The organism is Actinoplanes lutulentus, from assembly GCF_003259845.1.
Taxonomy (GTDB): Bacteria; Actinomycetota; Actinomycetes; order Mycobacteriales; family Micromonosporaceae; genus Actinoplanes; species Actinoplanes lutulentus.
In genome coordinates this window covers 317168-340025 of the sequence record NZ_QLMJ01000003.1, presented here as the reverse complement: position 1 = coordinate 340025, position 22858 = coordinate 317168, and the positions used below count along the sequence as shown (strand labels likewise).

Here is a 22858-nt window from a genome sequence, read left to right as displayed (position 1 = left end):
GCATGGTCACCATGTTGGTGGCGTCACGTGGATGGGGAGCGACCTGATGAACGGTTCGGCCGGCATGGTGGAAATTTACGCCTGATGTGGGGCACTCGCGATGACCTGCTTTGGCCGAGATCACCGGCGGTAGCGCCCGGAGGGCGGCCGGCCCCGTGGTGCGGTTGGGGAGGCGTAGGGCGTACCCAAGAAAGGGGTTGATTTTCGGTCTTTGGGGTGGCGTCGCTAGGCTGGCCTGGCGATGGATACCCGAACCGGTCTGCCTGTAGTCGGCATGGTGGGTGGCGGCCAGCTGGCCCGGATGACCCACCAAGCTGCCATTTCTCTCGGCCAGTCACTGCGTGTGCTCAGTGAGAAGCCTGATGACAGTGCCGCGCTCGTCGCGGCTGACGTGCCGATCGGCACGCACACCGATCTTTCCGCTCTGCGTGAGTTCGCCAAGGGGTGCGACGCGGTCACTTTCGACCACGAGCACGTGCCGACCGAGCACATCGAGGCGCTTGAGGCCGAGGGTGTGAAGATCTTCCCGGGGTCGAAGGCGCTGGTCTTCGCGCAGGACAAGGGCATGATGCGGGAGCGCCTCGCGGCGCTCGGCGCGCCCGTCCCGCGCTGGGCGAGGGTGAGCACGGCCCAGGACATCGAGACCTTCGCGGCCGGGTCCTGGCCGGTGGTCGCCAAGGCAACCCGCGGTGGGTACGACGGACGCGGCGTCTGGATGGTCGGATCGCCCGAGGCTGCGGCTGACCTGGTGTCGACCGGCATTCCGCTGATCGTCGAGGAGAAGGTTCCGCTGCGGCGGGAGCTCGCGGCGCTCGTGGCGCGGTCGCCGTTCGGGCAGGTCGCGGCGTACCCGGTGGTGGAGACCGTGCAGAGGGACGGCATCTGCGTCGAGGTGCTGGCGCCCGCGCCGGACCTGGACGAGGAGCTGGCGCTCGACGCGCAGCAGCTCGCCATCGACCTGGCGAACGAGCTCGGCGTCGTCGGCCTGCTCGCCGTCGAGCTGTTCCAGACCGACGACGGCATCGTCGTCAACGAGCTGGCGATGCGCCCGCACAACTCCGGTCACTGGACCATCGAGGGTGCCCGGACGTCGCAGTTCGAGCAGCACCTGCGGGCGGTTCTGGATTACCCGATGGGTGACACCACGCTGACCGCGCCGGTCGTCGTGATGGCGAACGTGCTCGGTGGTGAGCCGGGCGGGATCTCGATCGACGAGCGGTTGCACCACCTGTTCGCTGAGGTGCCGGACGCGAAGGTGCACCTCTACGGCAAGCAGGTCCGGCCCGGCCGCAAGATCGGGCACGTGACGGTTCTCGGCTCCTCGTTGGAAGAAGTGCGGGCGCGCGCCGCGCGGGCCGCGAAGTGGCTTCAGGAAGGCAATTGATGGCACCCGTCGTCGGCATCATCATGGGCAGCGACTCCGACTGGCCGACCATGGAGGCCGCCGCGATCGCGCTCGCCGAGTTCGAGGTGCCGTTCGAGGTCGGCGTCGTCTCCGCACACCGGACCGTGCGCAAGATGCTCGATTACGCCGAGTCGGCCGCTGACCGGGGCATCAAGACGATCATCGCGGGCGCCGGTGGCGCGGCCCATCTGCCGGGCATGGTCGCGGCGCTGACCCCGCTGCCGGTCATCGGGGTGCCGGTGCCGCTCAAGCACCTGGACGGGATGGACTCGCTGCTGTCGATCGTGCAGATGCCGGCCGGGGTTCCGGTCGCCACGGTGTCGATCGGTGGGGCGCGGAACGCCGGGTTGCTCGCGGTGCGGATCCTCGGCGCTTCGGACCCGGTGCTGCGGCAGCGGATGAGCGATTTCCAGGTGAGCCTGGAGAAGCTGGTCGCGGAGAAGGACGCTGCTCTCCGCAACCAGCTGCTGGGCTAACGCATCTTTGAAAGAACGTTCCTGATGTCCTGGGTGCGGCGGCGGTTCTCGCTCGTCGCGCCCAGGAACAGCAGCACCACACCGACCGGCACCAGCACGAGCCACGGCCCGACCAGGTTGAAGCCGAACCAGAGCGCCGCGAAGACGGTCGCGATCGTGCCGATCACGACGGGCGCCTGCTGCTGGGTACGCGAACCGACGATCAGCGTCGCCACCGCACCGAGCAGCAGCAGCACCGGACGGGTGTCGCCACCGGCGTCGGCGAGCACGATGCCCATCGTCGGCACGAACGCGGCGATCAGCGCCGGACCGTACGCCGCCCAGCTGCTCAGATCTGGCCGCTGGTGTGCCTCGACCACGCCGACCGCGAGCGCCAGCGTGGCGAACGGCAGCGTGTACGCCTCCGGGACCGCGACCTCGGCCAGCGCGATGAACAGCCACCAGCCGACGATCTCGAAACCGACAGCGACCCAGAACAGCGTGCGCCGCTGCTGCGGAGTGCGGTCCGGCCGGGACGCGGTGAGGCCGAGAATGGCACCCCAGGCCGCCAGCAGCGCCGCCAGATGCGCGGGGGAGTCGAACGCCAGCACGCCGGCGATCAGCGCGGACGCGTAACCGCACCACTCGACGGTGACCGCCTCGGCACGGTACTGCGGCAGGCCCAGCCGTGGCAGCGCCGCTTCCAGCGAGAGCAGCACGGCACCGACCGCGAGCACACCGAACGCCGCCCACTGCCGCGCCAGCCCCGCCGAGATCGCCACGGTCAGGACGAACATCTGACCCATCAGCGCGGCGAAAAGCCAACCCAAGATCCGAGCTGCTTGGGTACGCCCACCGACCGCCGCGACCAGCCCGACTCCGATCGCACTGCCCAGTGTGAACAGGGTCAGCGGCTCCTCGGCGAGACTGCCGGCGAGCCCGGCACCACCGGCCAGCAGGCCGACCACGAAGACGATGCTGCGCGTGGTCCGCAGCAGCGGCGCCCGGGTGGCCGCCGGCGGCGGGGTGAGCGCCAGGCCGAGCATCGAGATGGTGAAGACCACCAGCGCCGCCCCGGTCGCCGCCGGGAACCCGGCGTGCAGCGCGATCGGCGTGATCAGCAGGGTCAGTGCCACACCCGGCAGGATCACCGGGACCGTCTCGGAGGCCTTGCCGCCGAAACCGAGCGCGGCCAGCGCCGCGGCGCCGGTGAGCAGGATCGCGGCCAGGGCGCTGGTGGCGTCCACGGTCCCGGCGTCCGGCACGGCCAGCGCCGCGATCGGGCCCTCCCAGATCGCGTTGATCTGCTTCAGCGGGTCGATCAGGGCGGCCCGCAGGGCCGGAGCGAGAGAGAAGAGAGCCAGCAGGGTCGGTAGCAGCGCCAGCCAGACCGCGCCGGTCGCCGGGTCGGCCAGCCAGCGTTCGCCCAGCCCGCCGGCGGTCAGGCCGCTCGACCGCAGGGTGCCGCGGCGGGCCCGGACATATCGTGGCGCCGGATATTCGAGCGGCGCCACCCGCTGCACCGGGGCCGGGACAGCGCCGCGCAGCAGCTCGGCGAGCACACCGAGCAGGGCGGCCGCTGCCGCGTACAGAGCGGTCGGGTAATCGCTCGGCACCGAGGTGAGCGCGGTGATCGTGGCGCCCAGGACCAGGCCGATCGTGGCCCACGGCAGGTATTGCGGGATGTACTGGCCGAGCGCCGCCAGCACGGCCAGGCCGATGGCGGACGCGGCGAGCGCGGCGGTGAGCACGACCGGGGTTGGGAAACCCTGGTCGGCGGCGGTCGCGGCGAAGACACCGGGCAGGGCGAGCAGGATCGCGCCGGTGGCCGCGCCACCGATCTGTGCCCGGTGGCGGGGCAGCGCGCTTTTCGGCAGTTCGGCGTCCTCGGACTCCAGGGCCTCCGGGGCCGTGCCCCGGATCGGGATCCGGGCGGTCACCGCGACCAGCACGCCGAGGAGCACCACGAGCAGCAGGCCGAGGGCGGTCGCCCAGGGCCGGACCAGGCAGGTCGCCACGGTGTGCAGGAGGACCACGGCGGCCACGCCGGCCCGGGCCCGGGCGGCTGCCGGGGAAGGAGCGGCCACGGCGGCCAGGCCGTATGCGATGGCGACCGCGCCGCCGACGATCAGCGGGGCCCACCAGGGCATGCCGAACGCGTACGGCGCACCGATTGTCGCCAGCGCGGCGGCCAGGCCGGATGCGTAGTGCGACCACGGCTTGGACATCCCGATGGCAGCCGTGATGGCGACCATGACCAGGGCGAACGGTGCTTGCCAGGCGCCGGCGGGCGGCTCCTGCGCGTACCGGCTCAGGTCGGCGGCCCAGATCGGGCCGGGCGCGGCCAGGATCCGCAGACCGCCGACCACCGCCTGTGCGCCGGCGATCAGGCCGACCACCAGGGCGGCGATGCCGAGCCCCCGGGACGGTCCGCGTTTCCAGTCCTCCGGAAGGACGGTGACGGCCATCCCGACCAGCAGCACCACGACGCCGGCCACGGCGAGCGAGGCGTCCGGGAAGGCGAGCGCCGCGACCCGGGCCAGCGCGCCGCAGATCGCCACGGTGGCGGCCGCGGCCGCGATGTCCGCGCCGTCCAGCAGCCGGTCGTTGCGGCCGCGCTCGTCGATCGACTTGGCGAAGAACAGCAGCCCGGCGGCGCCGAGCAGCAGCGCGCCGACCCAGATGTCGGGTGCGGCCGCACCGGGCGCGAAGAGCGCCGCGAGGGCCATCGCCACTGCGCCGAGCCCGGTACCCAGGGTTAGCGGCAGGCTGATCTCCCGGCGGGCGACCTGGTAGACGGCGGCGTAGCTGAGGGTGCCGGCCACCGCGAGGAACCCGGCTGCCAGCGCCGGCACTGTCGCCTGGGCGGTGGCCGGTGGCCCGCCGCCGGTGTCGGCGATCGCCAGGGCGGCGGTCACCGCGGCGCCCGGGATGGCGAGCGCGGCGGCACCGGCGGCCCAGTCGCCGATCACCCAGGCGAAGAGACGGACCGGGATCTGCCGCGCGGCGATCGCCACCATCACGCCGGCGCCGGCGATCGCGGTCAGCACCGCGGCGGTCAGCCAGGAGGCGCTCAGCGAAGCGGCCGCACCGAACAGGCCGACGATGCCGGCCGCGATGATGTGCGCGAAGGCGATCCGCCGGGTGCTCGCCCACAGGCCGGCCGCGCCCAGGCCGATCGCGGCGAGGACCAGCGGCCAGGGTGCCTCGGACCAGGGCAGCCCGAGCGAGGCGGGCACGGCGAGCGCGGTCAGCGCGATGCCGGCCACCGCGCCCTCGTGCCGGATGCTCGACGGCAGGGCGAGCGCCGCCGCGATGGTGAGCAGCAGTGCGCTGAACGCCAGCAGCCAGCCGGACGGACCGACCGCGTCGGCGAGCTGCTGCGCGTAAGTGGCGGTGTCGGCGTTCCAGATCGGGCGAGCAGCGGCAACCGGGGCGAACGCGGCGCGGAGCGCGTCGATCGAGACGATCAGTCCGATAATGGTCAGGGCGCCGGTGGATGCGTACTGCGGGCCGCGGCGGATCGGTTCGGCCAGCAGCCCGACGACCGCGCCGGTGAGCGCGACGGTGGCCGCCGCGATCACCAGGGTCCAGCGGGGTGCGACGACATCGGCCAACCGGGCTGTCGTACCGATGACGGCGAGGGTGAGAACGGCGCCCGCGATGTTCATGGCGAGCGGGTTTTTCAGCAGCCGGGCGGCGGCGACCCCGGTGAGCGCGGCCGCGACCAGGATCAGGCCGGAACGCAGGGCGTCCGCCAGCACCTGGGCCTGCAGCAGGGCCACCGAGGAGTAGATCAGCGCGCCCGCGCAGGCGAAGCAGAGCAGCGCGAACGTCAGCTCGCGGAGCCAGTCGGCGGACGGCGGACTGGTCGGCGGCGCGAGCGGCACCGAACCGGCCGCCGGCGCGCCCTCGGGACGCGGGCCGGGGAAGATCCGGGTCGGCAGCCACCGGCGCCGGGGCTTTGCCAGACCGGAAATGATCAGGTCGGGCTCTTCCGGGTGGGACTCCGGGCGCGGCGGGGCGTCGGGATCCAGGTCGATCTCGGCGGGCGCGCGGTCGGCCGGCGTCGGCCGGCCCAGCGGCCAGCGCGGCACCAGCCGGCCGGTCCGGATCACGGTGGTGAGAAGCAGAAGGTCGAGCACGGCCACGGCGGTCAGGGCCAGGCCCCAGCCGGCCGGGCTCTGGATCATCGGGTACGCCAGAAGCGGCGCGACCGGCTGTGTGGCGATGACCGTGGCGTACCGCGGAGCGGCCAGGCGGGTGACACCGGCGTAGACGAAGCCCGCCACCGCCGTGATCGCGAACGTGATGCCCAGGTAGAGCGCGACCGGCACGTCCGGCCCGCCGACGATCGTGCTGCCGTGCAGCGCGAACAGCGTCATCGGGAACAGCACCAGGCCGACCGCGGCGATCGTCTCGCCGGTCGAGGTGAGACCCCGCCGGGCGACGCCCGGCGCGACGGTGAGAGCGATGCCTGTCGCTATCGCGAGGATCAGGGTACGCGCGAACGGGTTGTCCACCGCGACACCGGCGAACACCACGGCGGCGATGCCGAGCAGCAGCGCGCCGAGGGCGAGCAGGATGTTCTGCACCGATTGGGTGGACGCCTCGGGCGGGTGGCCCGGGGGAGCGGGCGGCGGCCGGCGCGGCGCGGTGGTGACCCGCTCGGTCGGCGGCGGATCGTCGACAAGCAGCGTGACGCCGTCGGTGGCGACACCGGGCGGACCGGTGTGCCGGGCGCCGGGCTCGGCCCAGTCGGGCGGCGGCGGGTTGCGGTCCGGCCGTGGATTGCGGCTCGGTCGCGGCGCGGCACGGTCGCCACCCCGGGGTGGTGGCGGCGGGTCGTCGTGCTGCGGGCGCCCGCCCGCCGCTGGCGGCGGAGGGGGAGGCGGGAAGTCGCCGCCGTCCGGTGGCCGGCGCCGCGCGGACCGCTTGTTGCTCTTGGCGCCCTTCGCCTTGTTCGCATGGGCCAGGATGTCCCGCTGGAACTGCGCGGCCTGGATCTTGCTGGCGATCTTGGTCCGCTCGGACGCGGCCTGCATGTCCTTGATCTTCAGCTCCGCGATCGAGGCGTCGATCCGAGCCAGATCGTCGGCATAGCCGGACTCGTCAGCCTGCGCCACGGGGCCTCCTCGACTCCTCTTGGTAACTAGAGCATGCCGGTCGGACACCTCATTAGAACAGTCTCAACCGGGTGGAGATCTACGGAAACGGCGCGGAACCCGGCACTTTTCCTGGGGTTACTTCGCAGGGGGATCTTCCGCACACTTCCGACTGTTGCATCGGCTGCGCTACGCGCCGGTAACATGACCTCGGGACCCCTTAGGGAAGGTTAAGGTCATGTCTGATTTCGACGCATACCGGCTGCCGGAGGACCACGAGACCATTCGTGCCGCCGTGCGCGAGGTCTGTGATGCACGCGTCGCGCCGAACGCCGCTGAGGCCGACGAGACCAGCGAGTTCCCCAAGGCGTCGTACGAGGCCCTGCGCTCGTCCGACTTCCACGCGCCGCACATCCCGGTCGAGTACGGCGGCGCCGGCGCGGACGCCCTCGCCACCGCGATCGTGATCGAGGAGGTGGCGCGCGCCTGCGCCTCGTCCTCCCTGATCCCGGCGGTGAACAAGCTCGGCACCATGCCGCTGATCATCGCGGGCTCCGAGGAGCTCAAGCAGAAGTATCTGTCGAAGGTCGCGGCCGGCGAGGGCATGTTCTCGTACTGCCTCTCCGAGCCGGACGCCGGCTCGGACGCCGCCTCGATGACCACCCGCGCGGTCCGCGACGGTGACCACTGGGTGCTCAACGGCGTCAAGCGCTGGATCACCAACGCCGGCGTCTCCGAGTACTACACGGTCTTCGCGGTCACCGACCCCGCCGCCCGCTCCCGGGGCATCTCCGCGTTCGTCGTGGAGAAGTCCGACGAGGGCGTCAGCTTCGGAGCGCCGGAGAAGAAGCTCGGCATCAAGGGCTCACCGACCCGCGAGGTCTACTTCGACAACGTACGCATCCCGGCCGACCGCATCATCGGCGCCGAGGGCACCGGCTTCGCCACCGCGATGAAGACCCTGGACCACACCCGGGTCACCATCGCCGCGCAAGCCGTCGGCATCGCGCAGGGCGCGCTCGACTTCGCCCTTGGGTACGCGAAAGAGCGCAAGCAGTTCGGCAAGCCGATCGCCGATTTCCAGGGCCTGCAGTTCATGCTGGCCGACATGGGCATGAAGCTCGAAGCGGCCCGCCAGCTGACCTACGTGGCGGCCGGCAAGAGCGAACGCGGCGACGCGGACCTGACGTACTTCGGCGCGGCCGCCAAGTGCTTCGCGTCCGACGCGGCCATGGAGATCACCACGGACGCGGTGCAGATCCTGGGCGGGTACGGCTACACCCGCGACTACCCGGTCGAGCGGATGATGCGCGACGCGAAGATCACCCAAATCTACGAAGGCACGAACCAGGTCCAGCGGATCGTGATGGCGCGGCAGCTCCTGAAGGGCTGAGGCAGGCGAGTTTCCGCAGGTCAGAGCGATTTAAAACGGGGCCGACTGTCTACAGTCGGCCCCGTTTTCGGCTACGAGAACTCGACCCGAACTCTGGTTTGCGCGGGTCGGTCGCCGGTTCCAGGAAATACGTGGACGGTCGTGGCTACTGCGGTGCCCGAACCTTGCGGCTGGGGATCCGGCTACAGCACGCCGGCGATCGGGGCTTCTCAGGCTTCGGGCGCAACCCAACGGTAGCGACGTTTGGGGCTCTTGGTAGGCCCGACGACCTCGATGGTCTCGGTCTTGGCCAGAGCGCGGAGATGGTTCAGGACGGCATTACGGGACAGCCCGGTCATTTCAACGAGCTCGCCTGCTGTCGCTTCTCCACGTGCCTTGAGCGCTTGAGCAACATCGGGCGGCGGTTGAAGGGAAAGCGCCGAGAAGAGATCGGGAGTTCGTGACCGGCCCGAGGCTGCGGGGTCGAGGACATACCGCGCATAGCGTCTGCCGCCCTCCTTCACTGCCAATCCTTGATCGACAAGGTCGCGGAGGACCTGGCCGGCTGCTACGCGGTCCACTCCCCACTGCCGGAGCATTTCGTTGGTCAGGTAGTCGTCGCGCAGCATGGCGAGAGCGAGGTGATGTGCCTGTGTGGGCAGGTGGGCCCCGAGCCGGGAGATCCAGCCGCGGACTTGAGGGCTGAGGAGTTCGGACCGGGCCATGGTGACCACGAAGCTGGCGATCGAGCTGCGAAAGCTCGGCCGGGGGAGTCCTCGGCGCCGGGCCACGGCCAGCATCGCGGGGATGCCTGAGGATCTGTTTTCCGCCACGAGTTCGTTCGATGACGGGAGGTAGGTGTCTGCGAGGAGACTGCTCAGTACCGCGTTCCGAGATGACGAGATGCCTTCCTCGCCGAGTTCGTCGACGATGACTCCGCCGTAGAGTCCGCCGGGGCTGCGGACGACGAGGCGATCGGGGAACAGTTCGATCTGTACTTGAGTGCCTCTGGTTACCGGGCTGTAGTCGCGGTGCATCAGGGCGTTGACGACCGCCTCGCGTACCGCTTCTAGGGGGTATTCGACTTCGTCCACGCGTGAGCCGTGCTCGCTGATGACTGCTCGGACCGCGAGGTTGCGGCGAAGCATGGCCAGCGTCGTCTCGACCATCTCAGGGATGGGGCCACGGACTGTCTGGTTGTCGAGGAACCGGGTTCCGGAGCTGGAGTCCGGGCTGTGCACGACGACCGAGACCATCAGCTGGGGAAAGAACTGCTGTGGAAACTGGCCGAAGGCCAACAGCCCCGCCAGCGTCAGCGGGGCGTCCGCGGAACGCCCGGCGGTGATGCCCAGGCGAAAGAGGACCGTCGTGTCGTCAGACTGCGCGAGTTTGGGGAACCCGGCCCGAACCCGTCGCAGGGTGCGCCGCATCGCCTCCTCGTCCAAGTCCTCCACAGAACTTCCGTCGATGACCTCGCGGTCGTAGGCCGGTTGAGTTCGGGCCGCCATGATGAGGGCGATCTCAGCCTCGGTCATGTGTCGATCGCCGTCTCCCCCGCGTAGGTAGGAACCACCGGAGATTCCTTGCGCGGTGACGTAGACGGGCCGCCGGTCCGCCGATATCGGGGGGACCTCGGCCACGACCAGCCGCTGGTCCTCGACGTCGACGATCTCGGTGCTGATCTGCAGAGGGGGTGTGATGTCGTCTCGTGACATCTGCACCAGCGCATCACGGAGGGAGCTGGGGTCGGTGAGCTCGACCACGCTGAAGCCGCTCGCTTCGTCCACGCCGAGCAGGATCGTCCCGCCGTCGGTGTTCGAGAAGGCAGACAGTGTCTCGCGCACCGCCTTGGGTAGCCCGCCTGCGGCACGTTTCGCTTCGATCCGTGTCGGTTCGCCGCCCATCCGACGCAACGTGGCAAGGGCTTCCCTGACGCTTTCAGCGCTCATGAGTCCATCTCATCACCCGAGCTTCACACCTCGCAAGCAGTGTGCGAAGAATGTGTGAAGTGATGTGAAGCCGTGTGAAGACCGTGGCGCACCGTCATGCCGCCAGCTGGCGCAGATCAGCGGAAGGTCGCCGGTCACCAGAGCCGCGTCGAAGGCGGCGGCCGGGTCCAGCCGGAGCATCTCACCGACCTCCGCCGGGTTCAGCGGCCCGAGGGCCATTTCCTTGCCGCGCTGGTGGAACGGTCTGCCGTAGGAGCCGAGGGCTTCCATCATCGATAGGTCCGACCCGGTGTCTGTGACTAACCGCCGAGAAAATCTGGGTTGGCGGGACTAGACATTCTCGCGAGGGTTGGCTAATGTTTCTCTCGTCGGACACGGAGATCGTGGAAGACGCAGGCAGGGCTGATGCGGTTTTCGGGGCTCTGCTTGATGAGGCAGGATCTGCCGCACGTGTGCGGGGCCATGAAGTTCGCGTGGGGCTCCGGCACCGGCAGGTGGCACGACAGCACTGCAGGAATCAGAGGAAAGGGAGGGCCGAGCACCGTTGGATCGCCCGCCCGTCAGGACGCGGTACCGGTTCTGGGGTGGACACCGCAGTCTCCATCGAACGTGAGGTGGTCTCCGGTCACGCTTATGCGATCCTCGCGCAGCAACCCGCTCACAGCGGCAAGCGCGGAAAAGACAACCCGACGAACGTGTCGGTAGATGGTGTATCCAACCCGTTAGCCCTGGGCCCCGGCGCTTCAAGCGCCGGGGCCCTCGTCACTGATTCGTGCCACGGTCTGATGTGGACGTGGACCGCCGAGGTGTTGATCGGCAGGCTTGCTGTCCGTGAGAACACACCGACTGCTTGTAGTGGCAATGCTGGCCCTCGTCGCCGGATGTGGCGCTGAGGAGCAGCCCTCGCCGGAGCCTTCGATTGACTCCTCGTTCCGGGTGGGTGACGTCAAGACGTTCGCACTTCCGCTTGATGCCTACCGGCTCGACGGTCGGCAGCAGCAGGAGTTCACCGAGGCGCGCCTGCGGCTGGTGAAGCAATGCATGGAGAAGCTTGGGTACGCCTATCCGCTGCCGCCGTCGATTCCCGGATTCCTGGGGCCGAACGAGAAGCGGTTCGGGCTGGCTGATCCGAAGCGGGCGGCGACCGTGGGCTACCACGATCCGGAAGAGGACGAGCGCAGCCGCAGACTCGCCGTCGAGCAGACGATGACCGAGGAGCAGGAGGTCACCCTCAACGGCCCGGACGGTGGTGCCGGGTGCAACGAGGAGGTGGCGCGGAGGCTGGGCGGCTGGGGACTTTCCGACCTTGTCGAGTCGCTGAGTCACAAGGCGTACGCGCAGGGGATGGCGGACAGCCGGGTCAGCAAGGCGACCGAGGGCTGGCGGGAATGTCTGAAAGCGGCCGGCCATGACTACCCCGACCCGCTGGAGATCGCTGGTGACCCCAGGTTCACGACCGAGGCCGCTACCGGGCTGGAGATCGAGGTGGCCACCATCGACGTGACGTGCAAGACCAACGTGAACTACGTCAACACCCGGGCCGCGGTGGAGACGGCTTACCAGCAGCGGGAGGTCGAGGCGAACAGGGCCGCACTCGACGAGGTGCGGACTCAGAACGAGAAGATCCTGGCCGAGGTGGCGAAGGTCAATTCCTGAGTATTCTTCGCTGAATGCCGGAAGGAATCCCCACCGTCCGGCGGCTCGGGTGGCTGGACGCGCTGCGGGCCGTCGCGGTCCTGCTCGTCCTCTACGCCCATCTGACGCGGTACGTCTTCACCGGCGCCCGCGCGGTCACCAGTGAGTGGCTGCACGCCGGCACCGCCGGGGTGATGCTCTTCTTCCTGGTCAGCGGATACATCATCCCGGCCTCGCTGGAGCGGCACGGCGACCTGCGCACGTTCTGGGCAGGCCGCGTCTGCCGCCTCTGGCCGCTCTACATCGCGGTCGTCGCGATAGCCGCATTTCTGCCGGCAAGTCCGGAGATATCCGCGCGCAGCCTCGCCGCCCACGCCTCGATGCTGCCGTTCCTGCTGGACGTCCCGCTGGTCACCGCGGTTCTCTGGACGCTGACCTTCGAGATGGCGTTCTACCTCCTCGTCTCGGCGCTCTTCGCACTCAGGCTGCGCCGGGTCGAGGCGCCGGTCGCCGTGCTCCTGGTCGTCCTCGCGGTGATCACCGCACCCCTCACGAACCCGGCCGGAACAAAGCTTGTCCCGGCCCTGATCGCCCTCGCCGCCGGACTCGCCGGAGTGTGCAGCCGACGCCGCTGGGCGGTCATCGCGGGCGGGCTCACCCTGGTCGCGCTCGTCAGTATCCTGCTTCTCTCCAACATGGACCCGTCGCACGCCTGGGATGGCCTGCTGATCCTCGCCGTGATGTTCACCGGCACCGCGATCTACCGCGCCGACACCGGCCAGATCCCCTGGTGGCCGGTTCTGATCACTACGTCGATTGTCGCGGCCGCGCTGCTCGCCAACTGGTTCGCCGAGCTGCGGTCGCTGGGCGCGCTCACCCCGCACTACATGGCCCGCTCGGTGATCACGCTGCTCGTCTTCGGCGGCGCGTTCGCCGCCGGCATGGCGACACGACGCTGGCGCACGCCCGCTTGGCTCGCCCGGATCGGCGTACTGAGCTATTCGCTGTATCTGGTCCACTATGTCCTGTTGCAGGTGGTCGGCCCTCGTCTGCACGGTTTGCCGGGAGCGCTCGCCTTCCTGGCCGTGCTCTTCGGCATCTGCACGCTGACCTACCGATACATCGAGCTACCCGGCCAGCGAATCGGCCGTGCCCAGCATCTCGCGATACCGCTCCAGGTAAAACGTGCTCTTGAACCGAGCCGTGTCAGCGGCGCCGAGGACACCGACGCTCGCCTCGTAACTCGCTCCACCGGCCGGCCCGAGCGGTAACACGATCGCGTCCGCCGCCGGCTCATAGGCCACCGGATCACCCTGCCCGAGGATCCGCGCACGAACATTCGCCGCCACCACCTCGGCGTGCTGCCCGGCGTTGCGCGCCATCTTCATCTCCGGCACAGCGGTCACGTCACCCACCGCGTAAACCCGGTCTTGTCCGAAAACGTTCAGCTGCGGGGTTACCGCGAGCCGCCCGTCCGGCTGCCGCGCGGCGGCCAGCGCCGGATCCAGATAGCCGGTGTCCACCGACCCTCCGAAGCACGGCAGCCACAGATCAGCAGCGATCACCTCACCCTCATCGGTGGTCACCGTGAACGGGCGCACGCTCCCTGCCTCCGGTTCCGGCTGCGTGCGCAGCCGACTTCCCAACTTCAGATGTACGCCCAATGCGCTCAACTGGTCCCGCAGGATGCCCCGGAACTCGGCAGGAAAACGTCCGGCGAGCAGGTCCGAACCCGGATCGACCACAGTGACCGTCTTGCCGGGCCAGGCCGACGTGATCTCCCCGGCCATCTCCAGCCCGACCGCACCGGCGCCGAGCAGCAGAACGTGCGACGCGCGGAGCAGGTTGTCACGCAGCCGGGCAAGATCGGCACCACCCCGCGAAGGGTCTTCGATCTTGGCGGGGAACGGGCCGGACGAGCCGGTCGCGAGCACCACGTAATCGGCGGGCAGCCGGTCACCGGACGCCAGCTCGACCGACGTCGCCGAGACCAGCGTGGCCCGATCCCGCCGGATGCTGCCGTGCGCCAGCAGACCCCCGTACGGAATAAAGATCTTTTCTTGCCATGCAGGGTCGACCACGGCTCGCAGCGCGGCGACGTTGTGGACGAATGCCTCGCGCGGTTCGACAAGCGTGACGCGGGCGATGTCGTCGAGGGCCTTCGCCACCGCGATGCCGCCGTATCCGCCGCCGATCACCACTACGTTCTGGGTCATCTCATGCGCCTTTCGTTAGGAGACGAGATCGACTCTCGGCGGCGGGCGGCCGGCGGGGGAGACCGTGGTCAGGGTGGTAGCGCGGGGGACACCCTGCGGGCGGCGCGCGTTGCTACGGTCGATGGGTGAGCGACAACGAGCTCGGCCTCTTCCTGCGCAGCCGCCGGGAATCGGTGAGCCCGGCCGAGGCGGGACTGCCGGCCGGCCCGCGCCGGCGTACGCCTGGCCTGCGCCGCACCGAGGTCGCGATGCTCGCCGGGGTGAGCGTGGAATACCTGATCCGGCTGGAGCAGGGCCGTGACCGGCATCCGTCGCCGCCGGTCCTCGCGGCCCTCGCCGGCGTGCTGCGGCTGACCCCGGTCGAGCGGGTCCACCTGCACCGCCTGGTCAAGTCGGCGGACGCCGGCTTCACCTGCCGCGGCGACGCCGGGCCGGCCCGGACGGTACGCCCGACCGTGCACGCCCTGCTCGACCAGCTGGAGCCGGCCGCCGCCGTGCTGCTGAACCAGATGGGCGACGTGCTGGCCTTCACCCGCGGCTTCCGGCGGCTGACCGGCCCGATCGGACTGCTGGACGACCCGGAGGCGAACATCGTGCGGTACGTCCTCGGCGACCCGCGTGCCCGGACGGCGTTCCCGGACTGGGACCAGGTCGCCGACGAGCAGGTGGCAGCGTTGAAACAGGGCCCGTTCCGAGCGGACCGCCACGTGGCCGCGCTCGCCGACGAGCTGACCGTCACGGCGGGGGACGAGTTCACCGGCCGCGTCGAGCGGGTGCCGGGCCTTCCCCGGGCCACCGGCGTGCTGCGGCTGGCCCATCCGGCGGCCGGCCCGCTGCGCCTGGCGTACGAGACCCTCGAACTCTCCGCCGACGACGACCAGCGCATCCTGGTCTACCTCCCGGCCGACGCGGCGACCGAGGTGGCGCTGCGCGGACTGTCCGAGCCGCTGCGGCTGGTCGCCGGCTGACCGAGGGCGATTTCGGCCATCGCCGTCAGGGACGACGTGCCGGGCACGAAATATCCGTCGTGGCCCGCGACGTCGGCGGCCGGCAGGGGGAGTGCGCCGAACGCGGCGTCGATCGGCAGACGCCCGTGGCCCACGCCGAAGATCCGGATGCCGGGCAGGCGGCGGGTCCAGTCGTCCGGGGCGCTGCCGGCCCACACCCGGGCGTCCGAGCCCAGGTCGGCTGCCTTTGAGACGCCCATTCCGGGACTGCCGATCGCCACGATGTCGGTCACCTGGGTTGGGAGTTTCGCGGCGGCCTGACCAGCGACGATGGATCCGTAACTGTGCCCGATCACGGTGATCTCCAACTGTGGCCGTGCCTTGATCAGGTCGGCGACGTATTGCTCCAGGGCCAGAGCGCCGGCCGCCGCCCGGTCCTCGCGGAGCGCGGTTACGCGTACCCCATCGGGTGTGTCGTAGCCCAGCCAGGCGATCACCGCGACCGGGGCGCCTGGCTGGAGTGCGGTGATCTCGTCGCGTAAGCGACGCGCCTGCCAGGCGGGCGCGCGGCGGACGACGCCGCCGAGGCCCCGATCGAAATTGGACACCTTTGTGGCGACGCCGGGGATCAGGATGGCGACCCGGCGTGCGGTGGTGAGATCGCCGACCACCTCGATCTTCCGGTCGGCGCCGTCCACCTCGGGAGTGGCGTGGGTGGGACCGAAAAGCCACATCGCCGGTGCGGCGAGCAGGAGCAGCGAAACCATCCACAGTCGAGTCATGGACCGGAAGGTAGGGAGCCGGTGGGTCGCTCCGAGTCGGTCCGCAGAGCCAGAAAACCCCTAGGACCCAGGTATCAGTGTCTATGCTTCGGCCGTGAAACATGACGATGAAACATCGCCACGGCGGATCACCGTCCGCGACGTGGCCGCGCAGACCGGGCTGTCGATCGCCACGGTTTCCCGGGTGCTGAACGGGCGGGCCAACGTGGCGCCGCACACCCGCGATCGGGTGCTCAGTGCGATGGGCGGGCTGGGCCGGCAGGCGCCGCGGCGGCGCGGTGACCGGGCCACCGGGATCTTCGTGCGCTGCCCGTACGTGCTCACCGATTACTTCGGGCTGATCGTCTCGGCGCTGGCCGAGGCGCTGGAGCCGCACGGCCTGCAGGTGATTCTCAACGCCGGTGTGTCCGCGCAGCGTGAGCGGGTGCTCGGCGAGTTGACCGGCCGCCGGGACGTGGCCGGCGCGGTGCTGATCCTGCCGCCCGAGCCCGGCGCCGAACTGGTCCGGCTGCGGGACCGGGGTTTCCCGTTCGTGGTGGTCGATCCGCGTACGCCGCCGCCGCGCAACATCGCCGCGGTCTCCGCCGCGCACTTCGCCGGTGCCCGGATGCTCACCGCGCACCTGGTCGAACTCGGACATCGCCGGATCGGCATCATCGGCGGCCCGCGCGACTGGCTGGCCAGCGAGAACCGGTTTGCCGGATATCTGTCGCCTCTGGCCGACGCCGGGGTGCTGCAGGCGCCGGAGCTGACCCGGTTCGTCGCCGAGCCCACCGTCGAACTCGGGCATCGGGCCGCCGCCGAACTGCTCGACCTGCCGGATCGGCCGACCGCGCTGCTGGCGTTCAACGACAAGATGGCGATCGGCGCGCTGCGGGCCGCGGCCGAGCGTGGGCTACGGGTGCCGGAGGACCTGTCGGTGGCCGGTTTCGACGACATCGAGCTGGCCGAGGCGTGCCGGCCGATGCTGACCACGGTCCGCCAGCCACTCGGCGAGATGGGCCGGATGGCGGTGAACCTGTTGCTGCGGATGCTCAGCGGGCACCGGCTGGAGGCGTTGCACGTGGAGCTCGCCACCTCGCTCGTGGTCCGAGGCTCGACCGGGCCGGTCTGACGTGTTTCACGGTTCCGGAACCGGGATGTAACAATCAGCGGCTTGATTCCATTGACCTCACTGGATTAATGAAGGTTTCCTTCCGGTATGAGGCTGTTACTCGCAGCGGTGGTTGGTGCTACCGCCTTCCTTTCATCCCCGGCTTCCCCCGCGCTCGCCGTCGGCGAGACCGTCAACGTCTACCTCACCACCACCTCGGACAGTGGCGGCCGCACCGTCGCCCGTGGTCTCCAGCAGCAGGCCGCCGTCGCGTTCGGCCCGGCCGGCGGCACCGCGAACCAGACGATCAACGTGAACGAGGGCGTCAGCTACCAGACCTTCGAAGGCGGCGGCGCGTCGATCACCGACACCACCGCGTACCTGATGCGTGGCGGGCCGATCAGTGCGGCCACCCGCGACGACGTGATGACCAAGCTGTTCAGCCCGACCCAGGGCATCGGTCTCTCGTTCGTCCGCAACCCGATCGGTGCCTCCGACCTGTCCCGGCCCGGCAACGTCTCGCTCGACGACACCTGCTGCGACCTGAACGACTTCGGCGCCAACGGGTACGACACGAACGTCCGCCTGCTCACCCAGCAGGCCCGCCAGCTGAACCCGGCACTGCGGGTGAAGGGTGTGCCGTGGAGCGCGCCCGGCTGGATGAAGGACAACGGCCGGATGGACCAGATGGGCTGGCTCAAGTTCGAGCACTACCCGACGTACGCGCAGTACCTGGTCAAGTACATCCAGAGCTACCAGACCGCCGGTGTGCCGATCAACTACATCTCGGTGCAGAACGAGCCGAACTGCTGCCAGGCGTCGAACCCGACAGCGATGAACTACCCCGGTATGAGCTGGAACCCCTCCGGCCTGGTCGAGTTCACCAAGAACTTCGTCTACCCCGCGTTCCGGGCGGCCGGCATCACCACGAAGGTGCTGATCCACGACTGGAATTACGGCGATTACGCGAACTTCGGCGCGGCCATCCTCGGCGACGCCGGCGTGCGCAACGACCCGCTGTTCGGCGGCATCGCCTGGCACGGGTACTTCGGCGACCCGGTGGTCGGCACGCAGGTGCACGATCAATATCCGTCAGTGAAGCAGTTCAGCACCGAGCACTCCGGTGGCACCTGGATCACCAACCAGCACAACGAGGACCTCGCCGACATCGTCAATTACACCCGGAACTGGAGCAGCAGCCTGGTCAAGTGGAGCCTGGCGCTGAACCAGAACATGGGCCCGCACAACGGCGGCTGTGGCACCTGCACCGGGCTGATCACCGTGCAGGAGGGCGGCAGCCGGGCCGGTCAGGTCGACTACACCATCGAGTACTACACGACCGGGCACCTCACGAAGTTCGTGAAGCCGGGAGCGGTACGCATCGAGTCGAACAACACCGCCGTGCAGAACGTGGCCTGGCGCAACCCGGACGGCTCGAAGGCGCTGATCGCACACAACGGCGGGACGTCGGCGCAGTCGGTGCGGGTCAACTGGTCGGGTCAGTCCTTCGTGTACAACCTGCCGGCGCGTACCACCGCGACGTTCACCTGGTCCTCCGCAACCGGCCCGGTGCCGAACGGTCAGATCGTCGGACTCGGCGGTAAGTGCGTCGACGTGGCCGGCGCCGCCACCGCCAACGGGACGGCCATCCAGCTTTACGGCTGCAACGGATCCACGGCCCAGCAGTGGACCCGGGCGTCCGACGGAACCCTGCGCTCGCTGGGCAAATGCCTCGACATCAGCGGGCCGAGCAACGCTGACGGGACGGTCACGCACCTGTGGGACTGCCACACCGGCACCTCACAGAAGTGGACCTACGACAGCGCGACGCAGCGGCTGGTCAACGGATATTCCGGGAAATGTCTTGATGTAACCGGGAATAGCTCGGCAGACGGCACACGGCTGCAGATCTGGACGTGCACGACCGGCGCGAACCAGAAATGGACGCTCAATTAACCGGCGGTGCGGTTTAGTGTGAGGGCTGGTGGGTTCAATCTGGACTGCCGTCGGCTGACTGAGTAGGGGCGGTCAGCCGGCCGCCTGCCGGAGGCGAGCCAAAAGCTCGCCTTCGGCAGCGTCGGACGCGGGGTCATTCCAAAACCCCAGGGGTACGGTCCGCAGGTTGCGCCCGAGCGGATCCAGCAGGTGGCCGCCGAGTTTCATCACCCACAGCGCCACCGCCCGGTCGGTGATCGTCAGCTCCGGCACCTGCACACTGAGCCGCGCCTCGAACGCGGCGACCTCCTGCACCGACCGCAGCCAGACCACCAGGATCAGGTTCGCCGAGCCGGACAGCGTCGCGCAGAACCGGGTCTCGCGCATGCCACTCAGCTTGCTCACCACCCGCCCGGTGTCGCCCGGCGGCAGCGTGCACCACAGCGACACCGAGATCGGGAAGCCGGAGACGTACCGGGCCACCTCGCAGCGGTAGACGATCGACCGTTCCGCGTCGAGCCGGTCCAGCCGCCGCCGCACTGTCGTCGGGCTGAGCCCGGTCCGCTCGGCGATCCGCACGGCCGACTGCCGCGGATCCTCGCTCAGCGCCTGGATCAGGCGGATGTCCTCGTCACTGAAAACCCGGCCTTTGGTACGCGTATCCGCCCGGCCCTCGGTGAGGGATTGCCGTGCCTCGTCGCTGAGCCGTTCGAGCCGCCACCGGCTGCCCTCGATGTGCACGGTCACCGCGATCTGGGTACGCGACGACGCCACCCCGGGCAACATCCCGAGCCGCATGCTCAGGTACCGCCCGAGCTGCACGTGGTCGACGAAAGCGGCCTGGATCAGCAGGTCACGGGCGCCGGTCACGTGTTCCAGGGTGACGATGTTGACGTCGTTCGCCAGTCCGGCTGCCACCTCGGGCAGCCGCCCGGCCACGCAGTCCACCTCGATGACGGCGAGCACCGCGGACGGCAGTGCCAGCTGGGCCGGCAGGCAGCTGATCCACGCGTGCCCGGACCGGAAGAGCCGGTTCCAGCGCCGCGCCGCGGTCGAACCGTCCACGCCGATGGCGTCACCGATGCGTTGCCAGTCGCCGCGGGGCGCGAGTTGCAGGGCGGTCAGGAGTTGATAGTCCAACTCGTCGAGGGTGAGCGTTTCCGGCGTCTCAACGGCCATCAGCGGCCGATCTCTGCAATTTCCACGCCGCAGCGTTCATTCTGGCGACCATACCGGCATGTTCACCTCCTCCGACGCGCTTCCCCACGCCGAGCGGTTGATCGGCCTGCGCCAGGCGCTGCACCGCGAACCCGAGCTCGGTCTCGACCTTCCGCTCAGCCAGGCCAAGGTGCTCGCGGCGCTGGACGGCCTGCCGCTGGAGGTCACCACGGGTACGGCACTGACCTCGGTCACCGCCGTGCTGCGCGGCGGGCGTCCCGGGCCGGCCGTGCTGTTGCGGGGTGACATGGACGCGCTGCCGGTTCAGGAGGAGAGCGGGGTCGGGTACGCCTCGGAGATCGCCGGGGTGATGCACGCCTGCGGGCACGACCTGCACACCGCCGGCCTGGTCGGCGCCGCCCACCTGCTCGCGTCGCGGCGCTCCGAGCTGGCCGGCGACGTGGTCTTCATGTTCCAGCCGGGCGAGGAGGGCCAGCGCGGCGCCAAGATCATGATTGACGAGGGCGTGCTGGACGCCGCCGGTTCTCGCGTCGTCGCGGCGTACGCCCTGCACGTGGCGGCCACCGCGCTGCCGCTCGGCGTGTTCGCCACCCGGCCGGGCACCGTGCTCGCCGCCTCCGACTCGGTCACCGTCACGGTCACCGGCAAGGGCGGGCACGGCTCGTCGCCGCACCTCGCGATCGATCCGGTGCCGGCGCTCTGCGAGATGGTCACCGCACTGCAGACCATGGTGACCCGCACCGCCGACGCGTGGGACCCGGCCGTACTGACCGTCGGTTCGATCCACGCCGGTTCGGCCTCCAACGTGATTCCGGAGAGCGGGACTTTCCAGGCGACGGTGCGTACCTTCTCGGTCGCCACGCACAAGGCGGTCCGGGCCGGTGTCGAACGCGTCGTGCGGGGCATCGCGGACGCGCATGGTGTGCAGGTGTCACTGGATTACGACGAGAACTACCCGGTCACTGTGAACGATGCGGTCGAGGCCGATTTCGCGTACCGAACATTGCAGGAGACGTTCGGAGCGCAACGGACATTCCTTGCTCCGAGGCCGCTCGCGGGCTCGGAGGACTTCTCCTTCGTGCTCGACGAGGTTCCGGGTGCGTACCTCATGCTCGGTGCGGTGCCGCCAGGCACCGACCCGGTGACCGCGCCGATGAACCACGCGCCGCAGGCGGTCTTCGACGACCGTGCCGTGCCGGAAGCCGCCGTCGCGCTCGCCTCCCTCGCCGCGGCCCGGCTCGCCCGATGACCGCCGTCCTGGACAAGCAGAAGGTCTCCGCCGTCGTCGGCCTGCTGGTCCTCTTCGAGATCACCAGCGGTTTCATCCAGGGCGGGGTGGCGCCGCTGCTGCCCGACCTCGGCACCGAGATGAACATCTCGGACGCCAACCTGAACTGGGTGATCTCGGTCCAGCTGCTCACCGCGGCGGTCTCGGTACCGGCCTTCGGCCGGCTCGGCGATCTGTACGGCCACCGCCGGATGCTCCGGATCGCCCTCGCCTGCGTCGCGGTCGGCAGCATCCTGGTCGTGATCGCGCCGAACCTGCCGGTCCTGCTCGCCGGCCGCGCCCTGCTGGGCCCGCTCGCCGCGCTGCTCCCGCTGGAGATCGCCCTGGTACGCGACCGCCTGCCCGTCGAACTGGCCCGGCGAGCCATCGCCCGGCTCGTCGGCGCGCTGACCCTCGGCGGGCTGCTCGGCGGCGTCATCACGGCCGGCCTCTACCAGGTGATCGGCGACGCCCGGCTCACGCTGCTGGTCCCGGCAGTGCTCGCGGTCATCTGCGTACCGGTGTCGTTCCTCGCCGTGCCGGAGACCTCCCAGCTGGCGTCGGGCAAGCTGGATCTGCCCGGTGTGGCACTGCTCAGCGTCTCGATGGTCACGCTGCTGTCCGGAATCTCGCTGCTCAGCTCGGTCGCGCTGGTGGGTGCCGCTCTCGTGGTGGCCGGCGTCGCGGGATTCGCCGGCTGGATCGTCCTGGAGCTGCGCACCGCCGAACCGCTCGTCGACCTGCGAGCCCTGGCCGGCCGGCACGTGGCGCCGTTCTTCCTCTGCTCGTTCGTATTCGGCATCGTCTACTTCGGCAGCCAGGCCCCGGACGCCACGTTCCTGGCCGCCGACCGCGCCGACGCCGGCTATGGCTTCGGCTTCACCGCCCTGCAGATCTCGCTGACCGCCCTGCCCGCCGCGGTGGCCGCCGTCATCGGCTCCACCCTGACCGCCGTGATCGCCGGCCGCTTCGGGTACCGCCCGACCCTGATCACCGCGTTCCTGACGATCGCCGTGACATTCTTGGCCCAGGCGCTCTTCCACGACCAGCTGTGGCAGCTGCTGCTCTTCAAGATCCCGGTAGGCCTGGCCGCCGGCGTAGCCCTCGGCGCGATGCCCACGGTGATCGCCGAGACCGCCGACGCCTCTCGCACCGGAATCACCACAGCCCTCTACAACAATGTCAAAACCCTCGGCGGCGCCGTCGCGGGAGCGGTGGTCGCGGCCATCCTGGCCGCGTTGGTCACGGGCAGCGAGAGTACGCCCACCGAGACGGCCTACGTCCTCGTCTGGCTGATGTGCGCGGTGCTGTGCGTGGGCGCCGCAGCCGCGGCCGTATTCGCCCGCCGAACCGAAACAGCAGCCTGACCACCGTCCGGCGATCCGGCACCGCCGTGGTGCGCGGTGTGTGTCGAGTTCGGGCGCGGATCGCACCTCAAGTCGACACGGGTGGTTGGTGTGCGGTGTGTGTGTCGAGTTCGGGCGCGGTTTCGCCGGAGATCTTGGTGCCTCTGGGCGA

The 22858-nt window shown here is 69.9% G+C and carries 15 protein-coding genes and 1 pseudogene; 10 read left to right on the top strand and 6 right to left on the bottom strand.

Annotation, left to right across the window (positions count from 1 at the left end; all coding sequences use genetic code 11):
* Positions 1-241 precede the first annotated feature (241 nt).
* Both B0I29_RS08510 and purE read left to right on the top strand, forming a co-directional pair.
* On the top strand, positions 242-1384 hold the full coding sequence (locus B0I29_RS08510; protein ID WP_111648339.1) for a 5-(carboxyamino)imidazole ribonucleotide synthase: 1143 nt from the start codon (positions 242-244) through the stop codon (positions 1382-1384).
* Positions 1384-1881, top strand: coding sequence for a 5-(carboxyamino)imidazole ribonucleotide mutase (purE, locus tag B0I29_RS08505; RefSeq protein WP_111648338.1), 498 nt, complete (start codon positions 1384-1386; stop codon positions 1879-1881). The genes B0I29_RS08510 and purE overlap by 1 nt, the downstream gene beginning before the upstream one ends.
* Here the strand turns inward: purE and B0I29_RS08500 are convergent.
* Positions 1878-6986, bottom strand: a complete 5109-nt coding sequence (locus B0I29_RS08500) for an SCO7613 C-terminal domain-containing membrane protein (RefSeq protein WP_111648337.1) — start codon at positions 6984-6986, stop codon at positions 1878-1880. The genes purE and B0I29_RS08500 overlap by 4 nt on opposite strands.
* 217 nt (positions 6987-7203) lie before the next feature.
* Here B0I29_RS08500 and B0I29_RS08495 point away from each other — a divergent pair, with 217 nt between their 5' ends.
* Complete coding sequence (locus B0I29_RS08495) at positions 7204-8358, top strand: acyl-CoA dehydrogenase family protein (RefSeq protein WP_111648336.1); 1155 nt, start codon at positions 7204-7206, stop codon at positions 8356-8358.
* 209 nt (positions 8359-8567) lie between these two features.
* On the opposite strand, the gene B0I29_RS08490 is transcribed toward B0I29_RS08495, so the two are convergent.
* Entirely contained in the window at positions 8568-10286 is a 1719-nt protein-coding gene (locus B0I29_RS08490; RefSeq protein WP_111648335.1) for an ATP-binding protein, read from the bottom strand.
* 12 nt (positions 10287-10298) lie between these two features.
* Entirely contained in the window at positions 10299-10559 is a 261-nt protein-coding gene (locus B0I29_RS08485; RefSeq protein ID WP_220091296.1) for a hypothetical protein, read from the bottom strand.
* A gap of 558 nt (positions 10560-11117) precedes the next feature.
* On the opposite strand from B0I29_RS08485, the gene B0I29_RS08480 reads away from it, so the two are divergent.
* Both B0I29_RS08480 and B0I29_RS46570 read left to right on the top strand, forming a co-directional pair.
* Entirely contained in the window at positions 11118-11942 is an 825-nt protein-coding gene (locus B0I29_RS08480; RefSeq protein ID WP_146616746.1) for a hypothetical protein, read from the top strand.
* 14 nt (positions 11943-11956) lie between these two features.
* Positions 11957-13018: pseudogene (locus tag B0I29_RS46570) on the top strand (acyltransferase family protein); the annotation flags it as partial.
* Between the two features lie 30 nt (positions 13019-13048).
* Here B0I29_RS46570 and B0I29_RS08470 read toward each other — a convergent pair.
* Positions 13049-14137: an FAD-dependent oxidoreductase gene (locus B0I29_RS08470; protein ID WP_111648332.1), complete on the bottom strand. Its 1089-nt coding sequence runs from the start codon at positions 14135-14137 to the stop codon at positions 13049-13051.
* Positions 14138-14262: 125 nt separating this feature from the next.
* Between B0I29_RS08470 and B0I29_RS08465 the strand changes: the two genes are divergently transcribed.
* Positions 14263-15105 (top strand): helix-turn-helix domain-containing protein, encoded by an 843-nt coding sequence (locus B0I29_RS08465; RefSeq protein WP_111648331.1) that lies wholly within the window; start codon positions 14263-14265, stop codon positions 15103-15105.
* On the opposite strand, the gene B0I29_RS08460 is transcribed toward B0I29_RS08465, so the two are convergent.
* Positions 15030-15866, bottom strand: a complete 837-nt coding sequence (locus B0I29_RS08460) for an alpha/beta fold hydrolase (RefSeq protein WP_111648330.1) — start codon at positions 15864-15866, stop codon at positions 15030-15032. The two genes, B0I29_RS08465 and B0I29_RS08460, sit on opposite strands and share 76 nt — an antisense overlap.
* Positions 15867-15960: 94 nt before the next feature.
* Between B0I29_RS08460 and B0I29_RS08455 the strand changes: the two genes are divergently transcribed.
* Together B0I29_RS08455 and B0I29_RS08450 are read left to right on the top strand one after the other, a co-directional pair.
* A complete protein-coding gene (locus B0I29_RS08455; RefSeq protein WP_111648329.1) occupies positions 15961-16980 on the top strand; it encodes a LacI family DNA-binding transcriptional regulator in 1020 nt (339 codons plus the stop codon).
* Positions 16981-17067: 87 nt separating this feature from the next.
* A complete protein-coding gene (locus tag B0I29_RS08450; protein ID WP_111648328.1) occupies positions 17068-18915 on the top strand; it encodes an RICIN domain-containing protein in 1848 nt (615 codons plus the stop codon).
* Positions 18916-18987: 72 nt separating this feature from the next.
* On the opposite strand, the gene B0I29_RS08445 is transcribed toward B0I29_RS08450, so the two are convergent.
* The gene (locus B0I29_RS08445) at positions 18988-20073 is read right to left on the bottom strand and encodes an Lrp/AsnC family transcriptional regulator (protein ID WP_111648327.1); all 1086 of its coding nucleotides are present in this window, start codon (positions 20071-20073) and stop codon (positions 18988-18990) included.
* A gap of 58 nt (positions 20074-20131) precedes the next feature.
* On the opposite strand from B0I29_RS08445, the gene B0I29_RS08440 reads away from it, so the two are divergent.
* Positions 20132-21322, top strand: coding sequence for a M20 metallopeptidase family protein (locus B0I29_RS08440; protein ID WP_111648326.1), 1191 nt, complete (start codon positions 20132-20134; stop codon positions 21320-21322).
* Positions 21319-22707, top strand: coding sequence for an MFS transporter (locus B0I29_RS08435; RefSeq protein ID WP_111648325.1), 1389 nt, complete (start codon positions 21319-21321; stop codon positions 22705-22707). Before B0I29_RS08440 ends, B0I29_RS08435 begins: the two co-directional genes overlap by 4 nt.
* The last annotated feature ends 151 nt before the right edge of the window (positions 22708-22858 follow it).

What these genes read in the sequence shown, in the direction of transcription:
- B0I29_RS08510 (WP_111648339.1), top strand. Translation starts at nt 242, where the DNA reads ATGGATACCCGAACCGGTCTGCCTGTAGTCGGCATGGTGGGTGGCGGC.
- purE (WP_111648338.1), top strand. Translation starts at nt 1,384, where the DNA reads ATGGCACCCGTCGTCGGCATCATCATGGGCAGCGACTCCGACTGGCCG.
- B0I29_RS08495 (WP_111648336.1), top strand. Translation starts at nt 7,204, where the DNA reads ATGTCTGATTTCGACGCATACCGGCTGCCGGAGGACCACGAGACCATT.
- B0I29_RS08490 (WP_111648335.1), bottom strand. Translation starts at nt 10,286, where the DNA reads ATGAGCGCTGAAAGCGTCAGGGAAGCCCTTGCCACGTTGCGTCGGATG.
- B0I29_RS08485 (WP_220091296.1), bottom strand. Translation starts at nt 10,559, where the DNA reads ATGATGGAAGCCCTCGGCTCCTACGGCAGACCGTTCCACCAGCGCGGC.
- B0I29_RS08470 (WP_111648332.1), bottom strand. Translation starts at nt 14,137, where the DNA reads ATGACCCAGAACGTAGTGGTGATCGGCGGCGGATACGGCGGCATCGCG.
- B0I29_RS08460 (WP_111648330.1), bottom strand. Translation starts at nt 15,866, where the DNA reads ATGACTCGACTGTGGATGGTTTCGCTGCTCCTGCTCGCCGCACCGGCG.
- B0I29_RS08450 (WP_111648328.1), top strand. Translation starts at nt 17,068, where the DNA reads ATGAGGCTGTTACTCGCAGCGGTGGTTGGTGCTACCGCCTTCCTTTCA.
- B0I29_RS08445 (WP_111648327.1), bottom strand. Translation starts at nt 20,073, where the DNA reads ATGGCCGTTGAGACGCCGGAAACGCTCACCCTCGACGAGTTGGACTAT.
- B0I29_RS08440 (WP_111648326.1), top strand. Translation starts at nt 20,132, where the DNA reads ATGTTCACCTCCTCCGACGCGCTTCCCCACGCCGAGCGGTTGATCGGC.
- B0I29_RS08435 (WP_111648325.1), top strand. Translation starts at nt 21,319, where the DNA reads ATGACCGCCGTCCTGGACAAGCAGAAGGTCTCCGCCGTCGTCGGCCTG.